The organism is Pseudomonas paracarnis, from assembly GCF_904063055.1.
Classification (GTDB): domain Bacteria; phylum Pseudomonadota; class Gammaproteobacteria; order Pseudomonadales; family Pseudomonadaceae; genus Aquipseudomonas; species Aquipseudomonas paracarnis.
In genome coordinates, this window is sequence record NZ_CAJFCN010000004.1 from 134,149 (window position 1) to 150,181 (window position 16,033).

Consider the following 16,033-nt stretch of genomic DNA (forward strand, 5'->3'; position numbering starts at 1 on the left):
CTTATTGTTCAGGGTTGATCAACGATCTCAACGTATGGTCCTCCCAAACGCCAGCGATTTTCAGATAGGCCCGCGCATGTCCTTCCTTCTCAAACCCCAGCGACTCCAGAATTCGTTCACTTCGCACATTGCGGGGCAAATGATTGGCCATGATCCGGTGAAGACCCAACTGCTCAAAACAGTGTCGGTTAGTGACCTGAAGCGTTTTATTCATCAAGCCGCGACCTTGGGCAGATTCCGCCAACGAAAAGCCGAGATGACAGGCCTGAAAAACGCCCCTCACAATGTTCGTGTAGTTACACCGCGCTAGAACCTCTCCGCTTTCGGCAAGCAAGAGGAAACACAGAGCGTTGTCAGCCTGCATATTGTTGACCTGCTGCTCGACCCTGGCCTTGGCGTTGCCCGTGGTGAAGTATTCCTCGTCCCTGAGCGGCTCCCAGGGTTGCAGATGCCTGCGATTGACGCGTTCGTAACGGCTGATCCGCTCGAAATCGTCACATGCCAATGGCCGAAGGCAGTAGCCCTCAACGCAATACTCCATAAGCCCCTCCAGATTTACCAATGGCCCCATCTCACTGCGTAGCCGCAAAGAATAGCGCCGCTGCGCGTAAAGCGACCCCTTTCATGGCAAACAGGTCTACCATGCCAGCCCCGGCAGTGGTTTCACTCGCTCCCGAACTCCATTTTTCAAGGTAGCGATAATGTCCATCGACCAGATCTCCCTCCCCAAAGGCGTCGGCCCCCACGCCGCCAAGCTGCTTGACGCCATTACTGGCGCCTCCACCCATGAAGAACTCAACCGTGCTGGCGGTAAAGCCGAGGGTTTTGTGCTGGGGCTGGAGGCCACAAAGGCGATCAAAAGCCAAATCGCAGAGTCGTTGTACGTAGCGTATGACGACGCGGCGAGCAATCGGGCTAGTGAGCTGAAGGGCTAGTGCCAGTCAGCCCATGGTTCCGGAATGAGCCCCAATCGCTGGAATAGGCTGGCGAACATAATAATTGTCGAAGTCACTGCTTTCGATGAACTGGAAGCCATGGCGGGTATAAAAGCGATTCGAAGCGCTTTCTTTGAGAGCCCCTACTTTGATAGGCAGCGCAGCCGCATCCGCCTCTTTGAAAATCTGAGAGAGAACAGCAGACCCTACCCCTGACCCTTGCGCGCTCGGCCTGACATACAAGTGGTCGAGCAAGAGTTCATGGTGGTGACGTTTCACCACTACGAAACCCACCCGCTCTCCAGCTGCCTCGATATAGCGTGTGTCGCGAGCTTCAAAGCCGCCAACAAACCGCTCCCGCGCACGGGCTGGATCAAATCGCCCAACACGCTCCAGACTATCGCGCATGGCCTCGATTCGAATGGCTACAAGATTATCCAAGTCGCGTTGTTGAACCGGGACCAAACTGATGGGGGAATTTTGATTGGGTGCGACGGGCATATTGGGTGCTCTAGCTACCATCCTGGGGGCTCAGTATAGAGAGCCTGATACTGATGAAGCGACCCGCATGGTATGTTCACGGCATACATGGAGTAACGAACCCCAGGAAGGAAATTGCAATGCCAGTGGACACCCACGCGATCCGCATTCTCTCGCAACGCCTGAGCATCGAGCCCTTCTGCGAGCAGGACGCTGTTGAGTCGTTCTCTTGTATCTCACCGTCTCTGACTCGCTACATGTCCTGGGAACCGCCTGCCTCACTGGAAGAGTACGCGCAAGTCTGGGGGCAGTGGCTGCCTGCGATAGCGGATGGCAGCGACATCGTGTTCACAGTCAGGGAGCGGGTAGGTGCTCGTTTTACCGGCTTGGTCGGGCTGCACCACACCGGCAGTGAAACACCGGAGTTGGGGATCTGGGTTCGTGAAGATAAACACGGGCTGGGGTTTGGTGGTGAAGCGGTGAAGGCGGTTGTTCAGTGGGCTAGCCAGTGGGTGGTGGCAAAGCACTTTATCTACCCTGTTGCGGCGCAGAATCGTGCGAGTCGACGTATTGCCGAAGCTTTGGGGGGAGTCGTTATCGAGAGGCGGGCGTCGGAAAAATATGATTCGGTTGTGTACCAGATACCGGTGGTTTAAGCCGGTTTATTAGGTTGGCTGGATGCCTGCTCTTGGTCGAGGGAGGTCTCTGGTGACAGGCTGGTATCGGCCCAAAGCGGCCTCTCAGATAATCAAGCCGTCGTTCGCTCATCCCGTCTCGGATGCTGAGCTATAGTGATTAGCTGTCGCTGATGCACAATAGGGCAATATTTCGTGATATCTACATTGCTTGCTCAGCAAATCTTTCACCGTTCATATGATGGTAACCCTTACCTGGGGTACGGCGGGTACTTGCCAGCATTTACGGAATGGCACGTTGGAATATTTGCACCGACTTGCAATGCTGAATGCGAGCAATTACTGATAGAGACTAGCAGATGGACATGCCATGACCGACAGAAGCGCCGTTGACACTATCCGAGGTTATTTTTACCAATTTGATCTGTCCATTTTTAGCGTTTTGCAACTGACTTCGCCGGACGATTCTATTGAGATTGAGTGCACCGAGGACATCGATATCCGGACCGCAAGCGAAGTCACCGCCACGCAGTGCAAGTACTACGCAAAGACCGAGTATAACCACTCCGTGATTAAAGATGCGATTAAGCACATGGCTTCGCACTTCAAGGAGAGCTTGGATGGAACAAAACCAAAGATTGCGTATTCTATTAAGGGGCACTATGAATCCGGTCAGGAGAAACTCGACGGCGGTGTAGACGTTGATTTCCTAAAAAAGCACTTTCTAACTTACACGAAGGACAAAGTCATCTGTCACCATCACTTAGACTTAGAGCTTTCCGATGCTGACCTGAATGAATTTTTAGTGCGCCTGACTATCGACATAAAGGCGAAAGAGTTTGATCAACAGTTCCGAGAGGTGGTGAGGGCGCTTCAAGTTGCGCTGGGAGGATCGTTATTCGCTGCCGAATATTTTTTCTACAATAATGCGCTAGCGGTTATCCGCGATTTATCGATTAAGGCTTCGCCGGCGGACCGGGCAATTACAAAGAAGCAATTCCTGGCTAGGATCAACACCTCGAGCATTCTGTTCAATGAGTGGTTCGTCGAGAGAAAGGGTAAAAAGGCTCACTTGGCAGCGCTCCGTAAGGAATATTTTACGGAGCTAAACGTGCCGCCATACGAACGCTTCTTCATGGTAGAAGTAGACTCGGACTCTTATGAGCGAGGCGACCTAAAGGACCTATTTCACGATCTTTCAAGGAAATGGGCCAAACTGTCAGCTCGAGAGCCGTCACCGTTCTGTCCGTACATTTATGTTCACGGGGTAACAGACAGTGAGCTTCTCGAGCTTAAGCGAGAGCTCAGCAACGAGGGTTTTAAGCTCGTAGACGGCCACGACTTCCAAGGGGCAGACTTTAGCCATCAGTCGATTACGCAGACGGCCACGCACGGTAACGGTATAAGGATAAAGGTCCTAAACACGCTTTCCAACGTCGAGAAAACTGTAGACGCGGTTACCAAGACACGGCGCATTTACCAATTCCATTTGGGAAGCTGTTACTTTCAATACGACAAACCAGCGATCCGGCACATCAAAATTCAGGTTGAACGGCTGTCGGATGTAAAATCAATTATCTAAACGCAGGGATATAGGCATGGTACATCAACAGGAAGAAGAGAAAATAAATGCCCAGGTAATCGCGGTTTTTCCCGACAAGGTACGCATTGTTGTGGATGACCTCGAAGATTTTAAAACAGCTGAAGAGTCGCTGAGGGTCGGCTCCTATGTGAAGATTGCGGATAACGAAAACGCGGTTCTCATAGCAATTATCGAAAACTTCCAGATTGCCGTCAGCGTAAATGGGAAGCGGGATTACATCATCGAAGCATTCCCCATAGGCATCTTGAGGGACGGTAAATTCGAACGTGGCGGCGATTCGCTAGCGATTCCGCCGAAGGAAGTACAGCCCGCGACCATCGTCGATATTAAAAAAATTTATGATGATTCAGTCCCCCAAGGCGAGAGGTTCCTATTTTCGACATTGGCTTCAAATGGGAATGTTCCCGTGCCCGTCAACGGAAATAAATTCTTCAACAAGCACATCGCAGTGGTCGGCTCGACCGGGTCCGGTAAATCACACACCTTAGCTACCATCATCCAAAAGGCAGTATCGGGAAAAGACGGCGATTTTTCCCTTAACAACTCGCATGTGATCATTTTCGACATCCACGCGGAGTACAAGTCGGCGTTCCCTTCCGCAAACCACATCGACATTTCAAACTTAGTCTTGCCATACTGGATGTTAAACAGCGAAGAGCTGGAGGAGTTCTTCCTAGACACCGAAGCAAACGATCACAACCAGAGGAACATTTTCAAGGAAGCGATCATTAGGGACCGACGCGCAAAATTCAGCGGCTCCGAAACCGGAAAGCAAAAAATTCACCTCGACACGCCAATTCTATTCGACATCAGAGAGGTGCTGGCGTATGCAATTGCTAAGAATCAAGAAATGGTCGATAGCGGAGAAGTTTATGCACCCAGTAATAAAGAAAAGGCCGGGCAGCCTAAATACACGCAGGGAAGCCTTTACGGAAAGCTGACAAACTTCGTCAACCGACTCGAGAATAAGGTGAACGACACTAGGCTTGAATTTTTCCTCGGCGAAAAATCAAAGAACATCACGTTCGAAGAAACACTTCAGCAGTTGCTCGGATACCCTTTGCAAAGCAGATCAAACGTGACTGTCATTGACCTTAGCGGAGTTCCGTTCGAAGTACTGAGCATCACAGTATCACTCATATCGAGGCTCGTCTTCGAGTATGGGTACATCTACAAACGCATACGCTGCGCCAAGAACCCTAGCGAAAAGGTGAACAACGACGTACCAATCCTGCTCGTCTACGAGGAGGCACACAAATATGTCCCTAACAGCGAGCTTTCTAAATACCGGTCGTCTAAAGCCTCTATTGAAAGGATTGCTAAGGAAGGACGAAAGTATGGGGTCACGCTATTGTTAGCGAGCCAACGGCCCTCAGAGATATCAGAAACGATTTTTTCTCAATGCAGCAACTTCATTGCGATGCGTCTGACCAATCCAACGGATCAAGGATACGTAAAGAAGCTACTTCCGGATTCTCTGGGCTCATTGATTGACAAGATGACATCGTTCCGACAAGGGGAAGCTTTATTGGTAGGTGAATCCATTATTCTTCCATCAATCGTTCAAATTGAGCCTTGCGCGGACGCCCCTTCCTCGAACGATATCCCTTATTGGCAACTGTGGAAGGAGGAATGGAGGGACATGGACTTCGCTGCCATCAAAGCTGAATGGTATAAGTAATGTCTGCACGCTGTATTTGTAAAGGTGCTCAGTAGGGCTACAGGTAAAAAGGGTACATAAATTACTCAGTGTGGCAATTGGCTTATATTACAGTTTTTATTGATAAGGATGATGTTAATGGCTTTTCTGCAGCCGGCCCTAGTTTTCAAAGATGAAGCCGTAAGACTTAATACGTTATATTGGACATCGCTTTTCTCATATAAGAAAACCACTGAGGTGCTTAGGCTTATATCCAGTACGGGCTCAAAAATACCAGATCCTCGCGTTTGTGAAATTTGGAACGATACGGAGTTTGGGGACGCGGCTAGAGTGACACATAAGCTTAGCGAGTTTATCGGTTTCTTTGAAAGTAATAGTGCAGAGCTCCGCTCAATATCGATACTAAAAATATGTTCGGCATTTGAAAACGCTCTTAGCGGATATTTTGCACTTTGCTCTCTATACGAGCCAAATAAAGACCTTGCTAGTTACTCCGGAAAAAAGATCCCGGATCTCCTGAAAAAACCAACAGAGTTTGATGATAGAAAAAAACAAATTAGAGACAGGTGTGGAGAAGTCCTCAAGGGAAAATATACAACTCGGATTAATCTGATATGTAAAAGGTGGGGGCTAAAAAAGATAACAGGTGCGCACATTAATAGGCTTAACGGGTATTATAGTCTAAGGCACTTAATAGCGCACGATCAGTCACTTACAGGTGCTGACAGCCCAGAAAATAGCTCCGGCGAAATTATTTCCACTCGGATCAAAATAGACGAAGCAACTTGGAAGAGACTGCTATCAGATTTTACTTTAGCGTTAAATGAAATTGATGAAGAAGTCTCCTCGAAAGTGGTAGTCGATGGAGGTCTTCATTTGGCAATATACCGTATTATTCGGAGAGACGGTGCACAGGAATTAGCGGATCTTCACACAAAGCTGGCAAGTGAGTGGCGATTAGGTAATCCGAAAGGGACGAAGACCAAAGAAGCTGCGAGGCAGATTGGCTTGACTGTTAAGCAAGTAGATGGCAACAGGTACCGTATTATTTAATTGAAAATAGCAGCGCCCACTAGAGAAAAGCGGCACGAAAAAGGGGACAGATTTATTTAGGAAAAAATAAATCTGTCCCCTTTTCGCCCTTTTCGCGGGAAGCAGGGTGCTTTGTCCGCGATAGTCACCTTGGATGATACGTTTCATAGGCAATCCTGCGTTATCACTTTGGGCAATCGTAGCAACGTTGGAAGGCTCTTGATGTACTCTGATGCAAGAAAGTAATGCTAGTAAATTTGGAGCTTAAGGACCTGCCCATGGATGTGATTTCAGCGCACCTATTTTCTACAAATCACCGTACTCAAATTGAAGCAAGCGATCACTGTGGCTGTTTTTACTGTTTAAGTGTGTTTTCGCCCTCAGAAATCACTGAGTGGGTTGATCTAGATAGCACCGCTCTGTGTCCGAAGTGCGGGATCGACTCGGTCATCGGTTCAGCATCCAGTCTGCCGATTACCCCTGCATTTCTTTCGAAAATGCACGAACACTGGTTCTAGAAGATCCCGTCATTCGAGGGCATCCCTTCGGTTTGAGATCTAAAGACTAGCTTTACCTGAGTGCCGCACGTTCCTGCTAAGTATTTTCACACTCTGGGCCGAAAGCAGTCGTCGCTCTCGTCATCGCAGATGGCTTTGTGCCGAGTCTGAATCCACCAAAGCCATCAAGTGCCAAACCGCCGAGTCGTTGTACGTGCCTTACAACGACCCGACGAGTCATCGACCTAATGAGTTGAAGAGCTGATCATCAGCCAGGGCAGGGCACTTCACGGTCCAGGAGTCTGGCGGTGAGGAGTACGCCCAGTTCGCTCAGTTGGTGGATCGCCAGGGCGATGTCGCGGTGTTTGCCGTTGAGGTCTTCGGACAGGTCGAGCAGCAGGGTGCTGACGTTGGTGAAGGTTTCGTAGCTGTTGGTGATGAGGGTTTCGTTGCTGGCGTTGGGGGCAACGTTGAAGAGCGTTGTTGAATCTGCTTTTGACATGAGTAGACATCCAGAGTGATGCCACCACCTTTCCGCTACTAAACATTGGGTGGCAGCTGTACGCAGGTTAGTAGACCGGTGGATATCTAAAGCCGGCGCGCCCGAAGACGCCCTACGCACAGCCACCATCAAGCACAGACGCACTGTCTGATTGATGAAACTCATGCACTAATAGATACCCAAGCTCAGGCTACTAAACCCGAATCACTGAACAATTCAGCGACCGAGCCACCTTAGAGACGGCCACCCCAGCGCACAAGCCGGCGGATTCTGACGCAGGCGTAGGCAATGGAGCAAGGTGTGGCAGGGGAATCGGATTTTGCCTTCAGGCGCTGCGTGATCGTTTGGGTTTTTCGCGAGCAAGCTCGCTCCTACAGGAGTGGGTTGTTATCAAGGTGCGGGTAGCTGGACAATAGAGGCCGATGAGCCAGCAATGAAGCACCAGATGTGCGAACGTTTGGTTCGCTCGGCTGGGCTCCACGAACTGCAAGATTACTGATCGGAAAAAAACCAATGCTAGGGAAAGTCAGCAGTAAATATCTCGTCTGGGGCGCGGTCGCGCTCTGCGTGTCTCTTCTGTCCGGGTGCGCTACGTCACGCTACGACGGCAAGCACGCACCGGACCCAAGTAAGGCGATCATCGTGGGTTCGGTTGGTGAGAGCTTTCCGATGATGCAGCCCCATGGGCTGGTGGTTGAGATCAAGCAACAGGGAGCCCCCGGCACCGTATTACGGCTGACGACGCTGGGCAATGAAGATGATCAGCCATCACCCTCTGTGCTGGGTCATTACTTCATGTATGAAGTGCCACCGGGTGAGTATGAGTACACGCAGTGGCATTACGTGTATTACGCGGGTAAGTCGATGCCGCGCCCGGTGCCTGCGGTTTTCTCGGTGAAGGCCGGGGAAACTCTCTATATCGGTGATCTGCGCGTCGATGCCCTGCGCTTTTGCCTGTCAAACGTGAACAATGCCGATGACACGGTGCAGGCGCTCAAGCGCAAGTACCCGATGCTCAAGGACCGGAACATCGTGAATCTGACACCGAAGAGTGGTTTTGCGCCTTGGCCGAGTTCTGATGCCACTGACTTCGGTAAAGGGTTGTGCACGATTTGAAGCCGGTACCGGTGACAGTCATCAAACCCGACGCCCATTGATCCACGTTCAAGGAATTCATGCATGAAGCGCTCTACGCTACTCTGGGTCGGCCTGTTCGCAGCCCTGGCCTCACTGACCGGTTGCATCAGTGGTCCGGACCTCAAAGGCCAACCGTTCTTCACGTCACCGGCGGAACCTCGTGCGGATGAGGCCACGGTTTACTTTTATCGCACGGCGGCGAGCATCGGTGGCGGGGTCGCCCCGACTATTCAGGTCGATGGCCGCACCGTCGGCAGCTTGCCTTCCGGTAGTTTTTTCAAGGCTGGCATTTCCGCCGGTAAGCACAGCGTCGCCTCCACTTCGCCACCGATCATCAGCGGTATGGTTAACCAGCGTTTCGATATCACCGTCGAGAATGGCAAGGTGTATTACATCGCCGATCAACTCAGCACCTCTGACTACAAGGATGGGCAGACCTTGGGTGAAGTCGACGGCCGTCGTTTCAGCGGAACAATGTTTTACTCGCGCTACGCGCTTGTGCCTGCCGAGGAAGCGCTGCGTTCTATCAAGTGGTGCCAGGAGCTGCCGGCAACCGCACGGTAACCCCCCGCCCCACTTCATCAACATCCAACTCGCCGAGTCGTTTTACGTGGATTAGGAAGACGCGGCGAGTGGGCGAGCTATTGAGTGAAGGGATAATCATCAGCCAGGGCAGGGCGCTTGGCGGGCAAGCTTGCTCCTACAGGAGTGCCATATTCAGGTGTTATGGTTGGCGCTGACGATGGAGGACTGAACATGACATTGACTGTCGACACCTTGCTCGAATTGGCCATGGCCAATCCTATCAACGCGCAAATCACCGCGCGCCTGCCGGAGCTTGGTGTGCAGCAGTGCATGCTCACGGCGGGCTGTTTGTTCCAGGCGGTGTGGAACCATCAGGCGAATCTGCCGGCGGCTCAGGGCGTGAAGGACTACGACGTTTTTTACTTTGACGAGGACCTGTCCTACGAGGCGGAAGACGCGGTAATTCGTGCGGCGCAGTTGCTATTCCAAGACCTGGGGGTGAATGTGGAGGTCAGGAATCAGGCGCGGGTGCACCTTTGGTATGGGCAGCGGTTTGGCCGGCCTTACCCGCAGTTGCATTCGGCCCGGCAAGGGGTTGACCGTTACCTGGTGGCGGGTACGTGCATTGCGCTGGATATTGCCTCGGGCGAGGTGTATGCGCCTTATGGCTTGGAGGATGTGGAGCAGGGTGTCTTGCGCATCAACCCTTTGCATCCGGAGCCGGCGCTGTTTTTGCACAAGGCCAGGAGTTATCAGGCGCGTTGGCCGTGGCTCAAGATTGTCGAGCCGGGCTGAGCCCCCGCTCACAAATCCAGTAACCCCCCGAGTACGCCGCAACCTAACACCACCAGCCATGGCGGCAGCTTCCACACCATCAACGCGACCAGTGCGAGCAACGCCAACGCCACGTCATAGCCGTTGAAAACCGCACTGGTCCACACCGGCTGGTACAGCGCCGCCAACAACAGGCCAACCACCGCCGCGTTCACCCCGGCGAGCGCCGCCTGGGTACGCGGGCTTTTGCGCAGGTTGGCCCAGAAGGGCAAGGCGCCGAAGATCAGCAGGAACGACGGGGCGAAGATCGCCAGCAGCGCGATCACCCCGCCAGGCCAACCGCTCGGGGCGTGGGTCATGGAGGCGCCGAGGAAGGCGGCGAAGGTGAATAGTGGGCCGGGCACAGCTTGAGTGGCGCCGTAACCGGCGAGGAATACATCGTTGCTGACCCATTGGCTGGGCACCACTTCGGCTTGCAGCAATGGCAACACCACGTGGCCGCCGCCGAATACCAGCGCGCCGGTGCGGTAGAAGGCGTCTACCAGCGCCAGTGTGGGGTTAAGCGCCCATGCGGCGAGGAGCGGCAAGGCCACCAGCAACAGCAAAAACAGCATCAACCATAGGGCCCCGGCGCGGCGGCTGATGGCAATGGGCAGGGCGTCGGGCTCGGCACTGCTCTCGGGCTTGAACAACAGCAGGCCAGCCACGCCTGCAGCCACCATGACCCCGACCTGAGCCCAGGCGGAGGGTTGCAGCAGCACCACGCAGGCGGCGATCAACATCAACGCCACCCGTAAAACGCCTCGGCACAGGTTGCGTGCCATGCCCCACACGGCCTGGGCCACCACCGCCACGGCGACAACCTTGAGGCCGTGCAGCGCGCCATGGGGGAGGGCGCCGCCGTAGTGGGCCAGCCCCAGGGCAAACAGAATCAGGGCGATGGCCGACGGCAAGGTGAACCCGGCCCAGGCTGCCGCCGCGCCCCGGTAACCTGCTTGGGACAGGCCCAACGCGATACCGACCTGGCTGCTGGCCGGGCCTGGGAGGAACTGGCACAGGGCGACCAGTTCGGCATAGCTGCGCTCGCTGAGCCAGCGGCGGCGGGTGACGAACTCTTGGCGAAAATAGCCCAGGTGCGCAATCGGCCCGCCGAAAGAGGTGAGGCCCAGGCGCAGGAAGATCAGGAACACTGACCAGGGGCGGCTGCGGTGATCGGTAAGCTGGGGCAAGGGGATGTCTCGGGCAACGGTGCTGGATTTCGCCGACCATAACCAATTTTCATGACGCGTAGAAGCGCGGGTATTTTGCCGCCCCCATTGAATTTATCCGCGGTTGCTTGAGTCACTTAAAAGCAGTGTACTGTCTTCCATCCACTGGACCTCAAGGACCGATCATGACCTTTTTCATCTTCCTGCTTGCCTGCGCCGCCGCCGCCAGCACTGGCGTGATCTTCAAACCGGGCGCCTGGTACGAATCCCTGGTCAAGCCCAGTTTCACCCCACCCAATTGGCTGTTCCCAGTGGCCTGGACGATCATCTACCTGCTGCTGGCCTGGGCCGGTTACCGCTTGACCCTGATCCCCGGCAGCGAAATGGTGTTGGCCCTGTGGGCGGCGCAAATTGCGTTGAACACCCTGTGGACGCCGGTGTTCTTTGGTGCCCATCGGTTGTTCGCCGGGATGGTGATTATCGTGCTCTTGTGGCTCACCGTGGCAGCGATGGTGCTGCTGGCCGTGCGCCTGGATTTGATTACCGGCCTGATCCTGTTTCCGTATCTGGTGTGGCTGTGCGTGGCCGCGGCGTTGAACTTCTCGATCCTGCGTAATAACCGCTGATGGCCTACCAGCATTGGCCTGCCAGCGAGCCCGAACTGGCCCAGATGCGCCGCTTCAATCGCAAACTGGCGTGGATGCCGCGCTTCAAGGTCCGCAACCGCGTGATGCCGCGTCTGATCCAGGCGCTGTTGCGTGCCAGCCAGACCTTCAAGAAGGCGCCCCTGGCGGAACGCAAAATGCTCGGGGCGATCCCCTTGCGCATCCTGCGGCCCGCTGGCCCGCCCAAAGGCGTGGTGCTGGATATCCACGGCGGTGGCTGGGTGATCGGCAATGCGCAAATGGATGACGGCCTTAACCTCGGCATGGTGAATGCGTGCGACGTGGCGGTAGTGTCGGTGGATTACCGACTGGCGGTGGATACGCCAATTGAAGGGCTGTTGGATGACTGCCTGACGGCTGCGCGCTGGCTTTTGGCGGACTGCCCGGAGTTTGCCGGCCTGCCGGTGTTTTTTGTCGGTGAATCGGCCGGCGGGCACCTGGCGGCGGCCACTTTGTTGGCGCTCAAGCAATGGCCCGAGTTGCTCCAGCGGGTGAGCGGCGCGGTGTTGTATTACGGCGTCTACGATTTGACCGGCACCCCCAGTGTGCGCACGGCCGGGCCGGACACCTTGTTGCTGGACGGGCCGGGCATGGTCCAGGCGCTGCGCCTGCTGACGCCGGGGATCAGCGACGAGACGCGCCGTCAGCCACCGTTGTCGCCCTTGTATGGGGACTTTGAAGGGCTGCCGCCCGCGTTGATGTTTGTGGGTGAACTGGACCCGCTCAAGGATGACACCCTGCTGATTGCCGAGCGATGGCCAACGGTGGAGGCTCATTTGCTGCCAGAAGCGGCCCACGGGTTTATTCACTTTCCGGTGGCGATGGCCGATCGCGTGTTGGCTTACGCTCGCCAGTGGATAACGAGCCGCATCCTTGGCGATGAGCGTTAGTATCGAGGCGGTGCAGGCCGCTGACATTCCCCAGGTGCTGAGCTTCGCTTTGCTGGCGCGGGATGAACTGTTTCCCACGCTCAGTGCCACCGGCGTCCCCCACGATCTGGCGCAGTTTGAAGCGATCTACCTTGAGGGGGGCGGGCGGTTTTTGATTGCTCGTGCCGAAGGCCGGATCGTTGCCTCGGTGGCTTATCGGCCCTACGACGGCCGCTTCCCGCAGTTGAACTACCAGGGGCGCAAGACGGTGGAAGTGGTGCGCCTGTATGTGCTCCCGGCAGCGCGACGCTTGGGCCTGGCGGGCCGGTTATACCGCTCGCTGGAGGCGCTGGCGCGGGCCGAAGGCGTAGAGATGATGTACTTGCATACCCATCCGTTTCTGCCCGGTGCGATTGATTTCTGGCGCAGGCAGGGGTTTGAGGTGGTGGATGTCGAGGCCGACCCGATCTGGCAAACCACCCACATGCATCGGCCTCTGTAGGTGAAGTGTGGGAGGGGGCTTGCCCCCGATAGCGGTGGGCCAATCACCGATGTATTTGCTGACACTCCCTCATCGGGGGCAAGCCCCTCCCACATTTGGACCACAGTTGGCCGTCAGACCGTCACCAGAGCAAGCTGCCCCAACGTACGGATTCAGTTGGAGCGCAGGCGCAGGATTTGCGCGCCGTCGAACGGGTCCGTCAGGTAATGCCCCTGCACTCCGAATGTCTCCTGCAAACGCTGCGGCGTCAGCACCTCAAGCGGCGTACCCAGCGCCACCAGCCGCCCGCGATCCAGCACGGCCAGGCGATCACAGGTCAATGCCTGATTCAGATCATGCAGCGCAATCAAGGTGGTCACCGGCAAGCCTTGCACACCTTTGAGGATCGCCAGTTGATGCTGGATATCCAGGTGATTGGTCGGCTCATCCAGCAATAAAATCTGCGGCCGTTGCGCCAGGGCGCGGGCGATGTGCACGCGTTGGCGTTCGCCGCCAGAGAGGCTGCGCCAGGCGCGTTGGCTCAGGTGGGTGGCGTCTACGTCGTGCAGCGCCTGGTGCACGATGGCGTCGTCTTCACGCGACCACGGGCTCAGCGCCGACAGCCAGGGCGTGCGGCCTAGCGCCACGGCGTCGAACACGCGGATGGCGTCGTCGGTGTCGGCCTGTTGCTCCACCACCGCCAGCTGTTGCGCGATGGTGCGGCGTGACAACTCACCGACCCGCTTGCCGCCCAGGCGCACTTCACCGCTGGCCGGCGGGCGCAAACCGGCGAGTAATTTGAGCAGGGTGGACTTGCCCGAACCGTTCGGCCCGACGATGCCCAGGGTTTCGCCCGCCTGCACGTCCAGGTCGATACCGTCCAGTAACTGGGCCTCACGCACCTTGAAACCCAGGCCGCTGCAACTGAGCACGCTCATCGGGCGTTCCTCCGGCCAATCAAAATCAACGCAAACACCGGCGCGCCCACCAGTGCCGTGACCACCCCAACGGGAATCACTTGGCCCTTGATCAGGGTGCGTGACAGCACGTCTGCAGCGATCAGAAACAGCGCGCCCCCCAAGGCGCTGGCCGGTAGCAAGCGCGAATGCCCGGTGCCAAGCAACAGGCGCACCGCATGGGGAATTACCAAGCCGACAAACCCGATGGAGCCGACGATGGACACCATCACCGCCGTCACCAGCGCGGCGCAGGCCACCAGCACAAATTGCACGCGGCGCACCGGGATGCCGAGGGAGGCCGCCGAGTCGCTGCCGAAGGTGAACGCATCCAGTGCCCGCCGGTGCCACAGGCACACCGCGAGCCCCACGACCGCCACCGGCACCGCCAACCACACCGACGGCCAGCGTACGCCGCTGAGGTTGCCCAGCAGCCAGAACATAATGCCGCGGGCTTGTTCGGAGCTGGCCGACTTGGTGATCAGGAACGCGGTCAGGGCATTGAACAACTGTGAACCGGCGATGCCCGCGAGGATGATCTGCCCGGTACCGCTGGACGATCCGCTGGCCCGCGCCAGCAGCGTCACCAGCGCAAAGGCCGCCATCGCCCCCACAAACGCGCCCGCCGACAACGACACCAGGCCACCGCCCACGCCGATCAAGGCCACGAGCACCGCGCCGGTTGACGCGCCGGCGCTGATGCCCAGCAGGTACGGGTCGGCCAGCGGGTTACGCAGCAGCGATTGCAGGATCACCCCGCACGTTGCCAACCCTGCGCCGCAAGCTGCGGCCACCAATGCACGGGTGAGGCGGTAGTTCCACACCACGCCTTCGTCGATGGGGTCCAGTACGTAGCCGGCGCCCCAGAGTTTATTGGCGAGCACCTGCAGCACCACCTGCGGTTCGATAGCGGTTTCACCGATGGCGACGCCAGCGAGCAGGGCGAGCAGCAGCAACGCCAGGGCGAGTAGGGTGCGCATCATTGGCCCAGGTGGTAGCCGTCAATGGCGGCCGCCAGTTGTTCAAGGCCCTCGAAGGTGCGCAGGCTCGCCTGCAAGGCCAGAGCGTCGAGGATGATGATGCGGTTGTTCTTCACCGCGTCCATGTTGCGGGTCACGGGGTCGCTGCGCAGGAAGGCGAGTTTCTTTTCATGGTCGTCGGCCGGGTAGCGACGGCGATCCATGCGTGCGATCACCAGGAAGGTGGGATTGGCCTTGGCGATGGTTTCCCAGCCGACGGCGGGCCACTCCTCATCGGACTGCACCACGTTACGCAGGCCAAGGGCTTGCAGCATGAATTGCGGCACGCCTTTGTGGCCGGCTACGTAAGGGTCGCTGGCCATTTCGGCGCTGGAGAACCACACCAGTGCACTGGCTTGCTGCAAGCCCTTGCCTTGGGCCGTGGCGACGGATTTGGCCAGGCGCGCCTTGAGTTCGTCGGTTAGTTGTTGGCCGCGATCCTGCACGTCGAAAATCTGCGCCAGTTGCTGGAGGCTCTGGTAGATCGTCTCGATGCGAAAGGGCTCCAATCGCGTGCCATCGGCGCCCACCAGGTTGTCCTTGCCTTCGCAGTCGGACGGCAACAGGTAGGTGGGGATCTTCAGTTCATGAAACTGCTCACGGGTGCCGACCACGCCTTGGGGGCCCACCACCCATTCCAGCTCGGCGGCCACCAGTTGCGGGCGCTTGGCGAGTACGGCTTCAAAGCTGGGCTCGTTGTTGGCCAGGCGCTCGATGTGATCGTCCTGGGCCTTGTACTGCGCCGCCACGTTGTTGAACCACAGCGAAGTGCCGACCACCTTGTCGCCCACACCCAGGGCGTAGAGCATCTCGGTGGCGGCCTGGCCGATGGTCACGCTGCGGGCGGGGGCGTGCTGGAAGGTCAGGGTGCTGCCGCAGTTTTGCAGGGTCAGCGGGTACTGAGTGGGCGCGGCTTGCGCCAGGGCACACACACTCAAACCTGCGATCAGGGCGGTAACGCGTGGCAGCATGAGGCGATCTCCTTGTGAACCGTAGGTGCAGCAGGGGAGGTACGGCTCGGAAATACGCCCATGGGCGCTGCTGATACGCAGGGC

The 16,033-nt window shown here is 56.6% G+C and carries 18 protein-coding genes; 11 read left to right on the forward strand and 7 right to left on the reverse strand.

The genetic code is table 11. The features are described from left to right. Position 1: 1 nt before the first annotated feature. The gene (locus JMV15_RS10380; protein ID WP_038450930.1) at positions 2-541 is read right to left on the reverse strand and encodes a GNAT family N-acetyltransferase; all 540 of its coding nucleotides are present in this window, start codon (positions 539-541) and stop codon (positions 2-4) included. A gap of 160 nt (positions 542-701) precedes the next feature. On the opposite strand from JMV15_RS10380, the gene JMV15_RS10385 reads away from it, so the two are divergent. Then, complete coding sequence (locus tag JMV15_RS10385) at positions 702-935, forward strand: hypothetical protein (RefSeq protein ID WP_020302473.1); 234 nt, start codon at positions 702-704, stop codon at positions 933-935. Between the two features lie 6 nt (positions 936-941). Here the strand turns inward: JMV15_RS10385 and JMV15_RS10390 are convergent, their stop codons facing one another. Continuing rightward, a complete protein-coding gene (locus JMV15_RS10390) occupies positions 942-1,436 on the reverse strand; it encodes a GNAT family N-acetyltransferase (RefSeq protein ID WP_038450928.1) in 495 nt (164 codons plus the stop codon). A 119-nt stretch (positions 1,437-1,555) separates the two neighbouring features. On the opposite strand from JMV15_RS10390, the gene JMV15_RS10395 reads away from it, so the two are divergent. From JMV15_RS10395 to JMV15_RS10410, 4 genes are all read left to right on the forward strand, one after another. Further along, the gene (locus tag JMV15_RS10395) at positions 1,556-2,071 is read left to right on the forward strand and encodes a GNAT family N-acetyltransferase (RefSeq protein ID WP_038450926.1); all 516 of its coding nucleotides are present in this window, start codon (positions 1,556-1,558) and stop codon (positions 2,069-2,071) included. Between the two features lie 349 nt (positions 2,072-2,420). Next, positions 2,421-3,632: a DUF4297 family anti-phage-associated protein gene (locus tag JMV15_RS10400; RefSeq protein WP_038450924.1), complete on the forward strand. Its 1,212-nt coding sequence runs from the start codon at positions 2,421-2,423 to the stop codon at positions 3,630-3,632. A gap of 16 nt (positions 3,633-3,648) precedes the next feature. Further along, a complete protein-coding gene (locus JMV15_RS10405; RefSeq protein WP_038450922.1) occupies positions 3,649-5,334 on the forward strand; it encodes an ATP-binding protein in 1,686 nt (561 codons plus the stop codon). 117 nt (positions 5,335-5,451) lie between these two features. Further along, positions 5,452-6,366, forward strand: a complete 915-nt coding sequence (locus JMV15_RS10410) for a hypothetical protein (protein WP_038450920.1) — start codon at positions 5,452-5,454, stop codon at positions 6,364-6,366. Positions 6,367-7,110: 744 nt separating this feature from the next. On the opposite strand, the gene JMV15_RS10415 is transcribed toward JMV15_RS10410, so the two are convergent. After that, positions 7,111-7,344: a DUF6124 family protein gene (locus JMV15_RS10415; RefSeq protein WP_038450918.1), complete on the reverse strand. Its 234-nt coding sequence runs from the start codon at positions 7,342-7,344 to the stop codon at positions 7,111-7,113. Between the two features lie 513 nt (positions 7,345-7,857). Here JMV15_RS10415 and JMV15_RS10420 point away from each other — a divergent pair. The 3 genes from JMV15_RS10420 to JMV15_RS10430 all read left to right on the forward strand — a co-directional run bounded on the left by JMV15_RS10420 (position 7,858) and on the right by JMV15_RS10430 (position 9,801). After that, complete coding sequence (locus JMV15_RS10420; protein ID WP_038450916.1) at positions 7,858-8,460, forward strand: hypothetical protein; 603 nt, start codon at positions 7,858-7,860, stop codon at positions 8,458-8,460. 63 nt (positions 8,461-8,523) lie between these two features. Beyond that, positions 8,524-9,045, forward strand: coding sequence for a DUF2846 domain-containing protein (locus JMV15_RS10425; protein ID WP_038450914.1), 522 nt, complete (start codon positions 8,524-8,526; stop codon positions 9,043-9,045). A gap of 192 nt (positions 9,046-9,237) precedes the next feature. Further along, complete coding sequence (locus JMV15_RS10430; RefSeq protein WP_038450912.1) at positions 9,238-9,801, forward strand: nucleotidyltransferase family protein; 564 nt, start codon at positions 9,238-9,240, stop codon at positions 9,799-9,801. An 8-nt stretch (positions 9,802-9,809) separates the two neighbouring features. On the opposite strand, the gene chrA is transcribed toward JMV15_RS10430, so the two are convergent. Next, entirely contained in the window at positions 9,810-11,009 is a 1,200-nt protein-coding gene (gene chrA, locus JMV15_RS10435) for a chromate efflux transporter (RefSeq protein WP_038450904.1), read from the reverse strand. A gap of 164 nt (positions 11,010-11,173) precedes the next feature. Here chrA and tspO point away from each other — a divergent pair, with 164 nt between their 5' ends. The 3 genes from tspO to JMV15_RS10450 are packed head-to-tail and all read left to right on the forward strand — an operon-like array spanning position 11,174 to position 13,024. Further along, positions 11,174-11,614, forward strand: a complete 441-nt coding sequence (tspO, locus tag JMV15_RS10440) for a tryptophan-rich sensory protein TspO (RefSeq protein WP_014719179.1) — start codon at positions 11,174-11,176, stop codon at positions 11,612-11,614. Continuing rightward, entirely contained in the window at positions 11,614-12,543 is a 930-nt protein-coding gene (locus JMV15_RS10445) for an alpha/beta hydrolase (RefSeq protein ID WP_038450902.1), read from the forward strand. The genes tspO and JMV15_RS10445 overlap by 1 nt, the downstream gene beginning before the upstream one ends. Next, the gene (locus JMV15_RS10450) at positions 12,533-13,024 is read left to right on the forward strand and encodes a GNAT family N-acetyltransferase (protein ID WP_038450900.1); all 492 of its coding nucleotides are present in this window, start codon (positions 12,533-12,535) and stop codon (positions 13,022-13,024) included. Before JMV15_RS10445 ends, JMV15_RS10450 begins: the two co-directional genes overlap by 11 nt. A 152-nt stretch (positions 13,025-13,176) precedes the next feature. Here the strand turns inward: JMV15_RS10450 and JMV15_RS10455 are convergent, their stop codons facing one another. Genes JMV15_RS10455 through JMV15_RS10465 form a run of 3 tightly spaced genes read right to left on the reverse strand, consistent with a single transcriptional unit; the run spans position 13,177 to position 15,949 of the window. Continuing rightward, positions 13,177-13,941: an ABC transporter ATP-binding protein gene (locus tag JMV15_RS10455; RefSeq protein WP_038450899.1), complete on the reverse strand. Its 765-nt coding sequence runs from the start codon at positions 13,939-13,941 to the stop codon at positions 13,177-13,179. Continuing rightward, a complete protein-coding gene (locus JMV15_RS10460) occupies positions 13,938-14,942 on the reverse strand; it encodes a FecCD family ABC transporter permease (RefSeq protein ID WP_014719175.1) in 1,005 nt (334 codons plus the stop codon). Before JMV15_RS10460 ends, JMV15_RS10455 begins: the two co-directional genes overlap by 4 nt. After that, positions 14,939-15,949, reverse strand: coding sequence for an ABC transporter substrate-binding protein (locus JMV15_RS10465; RefSeq protein WP_038450897.1), 1,011 nt, complete (start codon positions 15,947-15,949; stop codon positions 14,939-14,941). Before JMV15_RS10465 ends, JMV15_RS10460 begins: the two co-directional genes overlap by 4 nt. Positions 15,950-16,033: the final 84 nt, after the last annotated feature.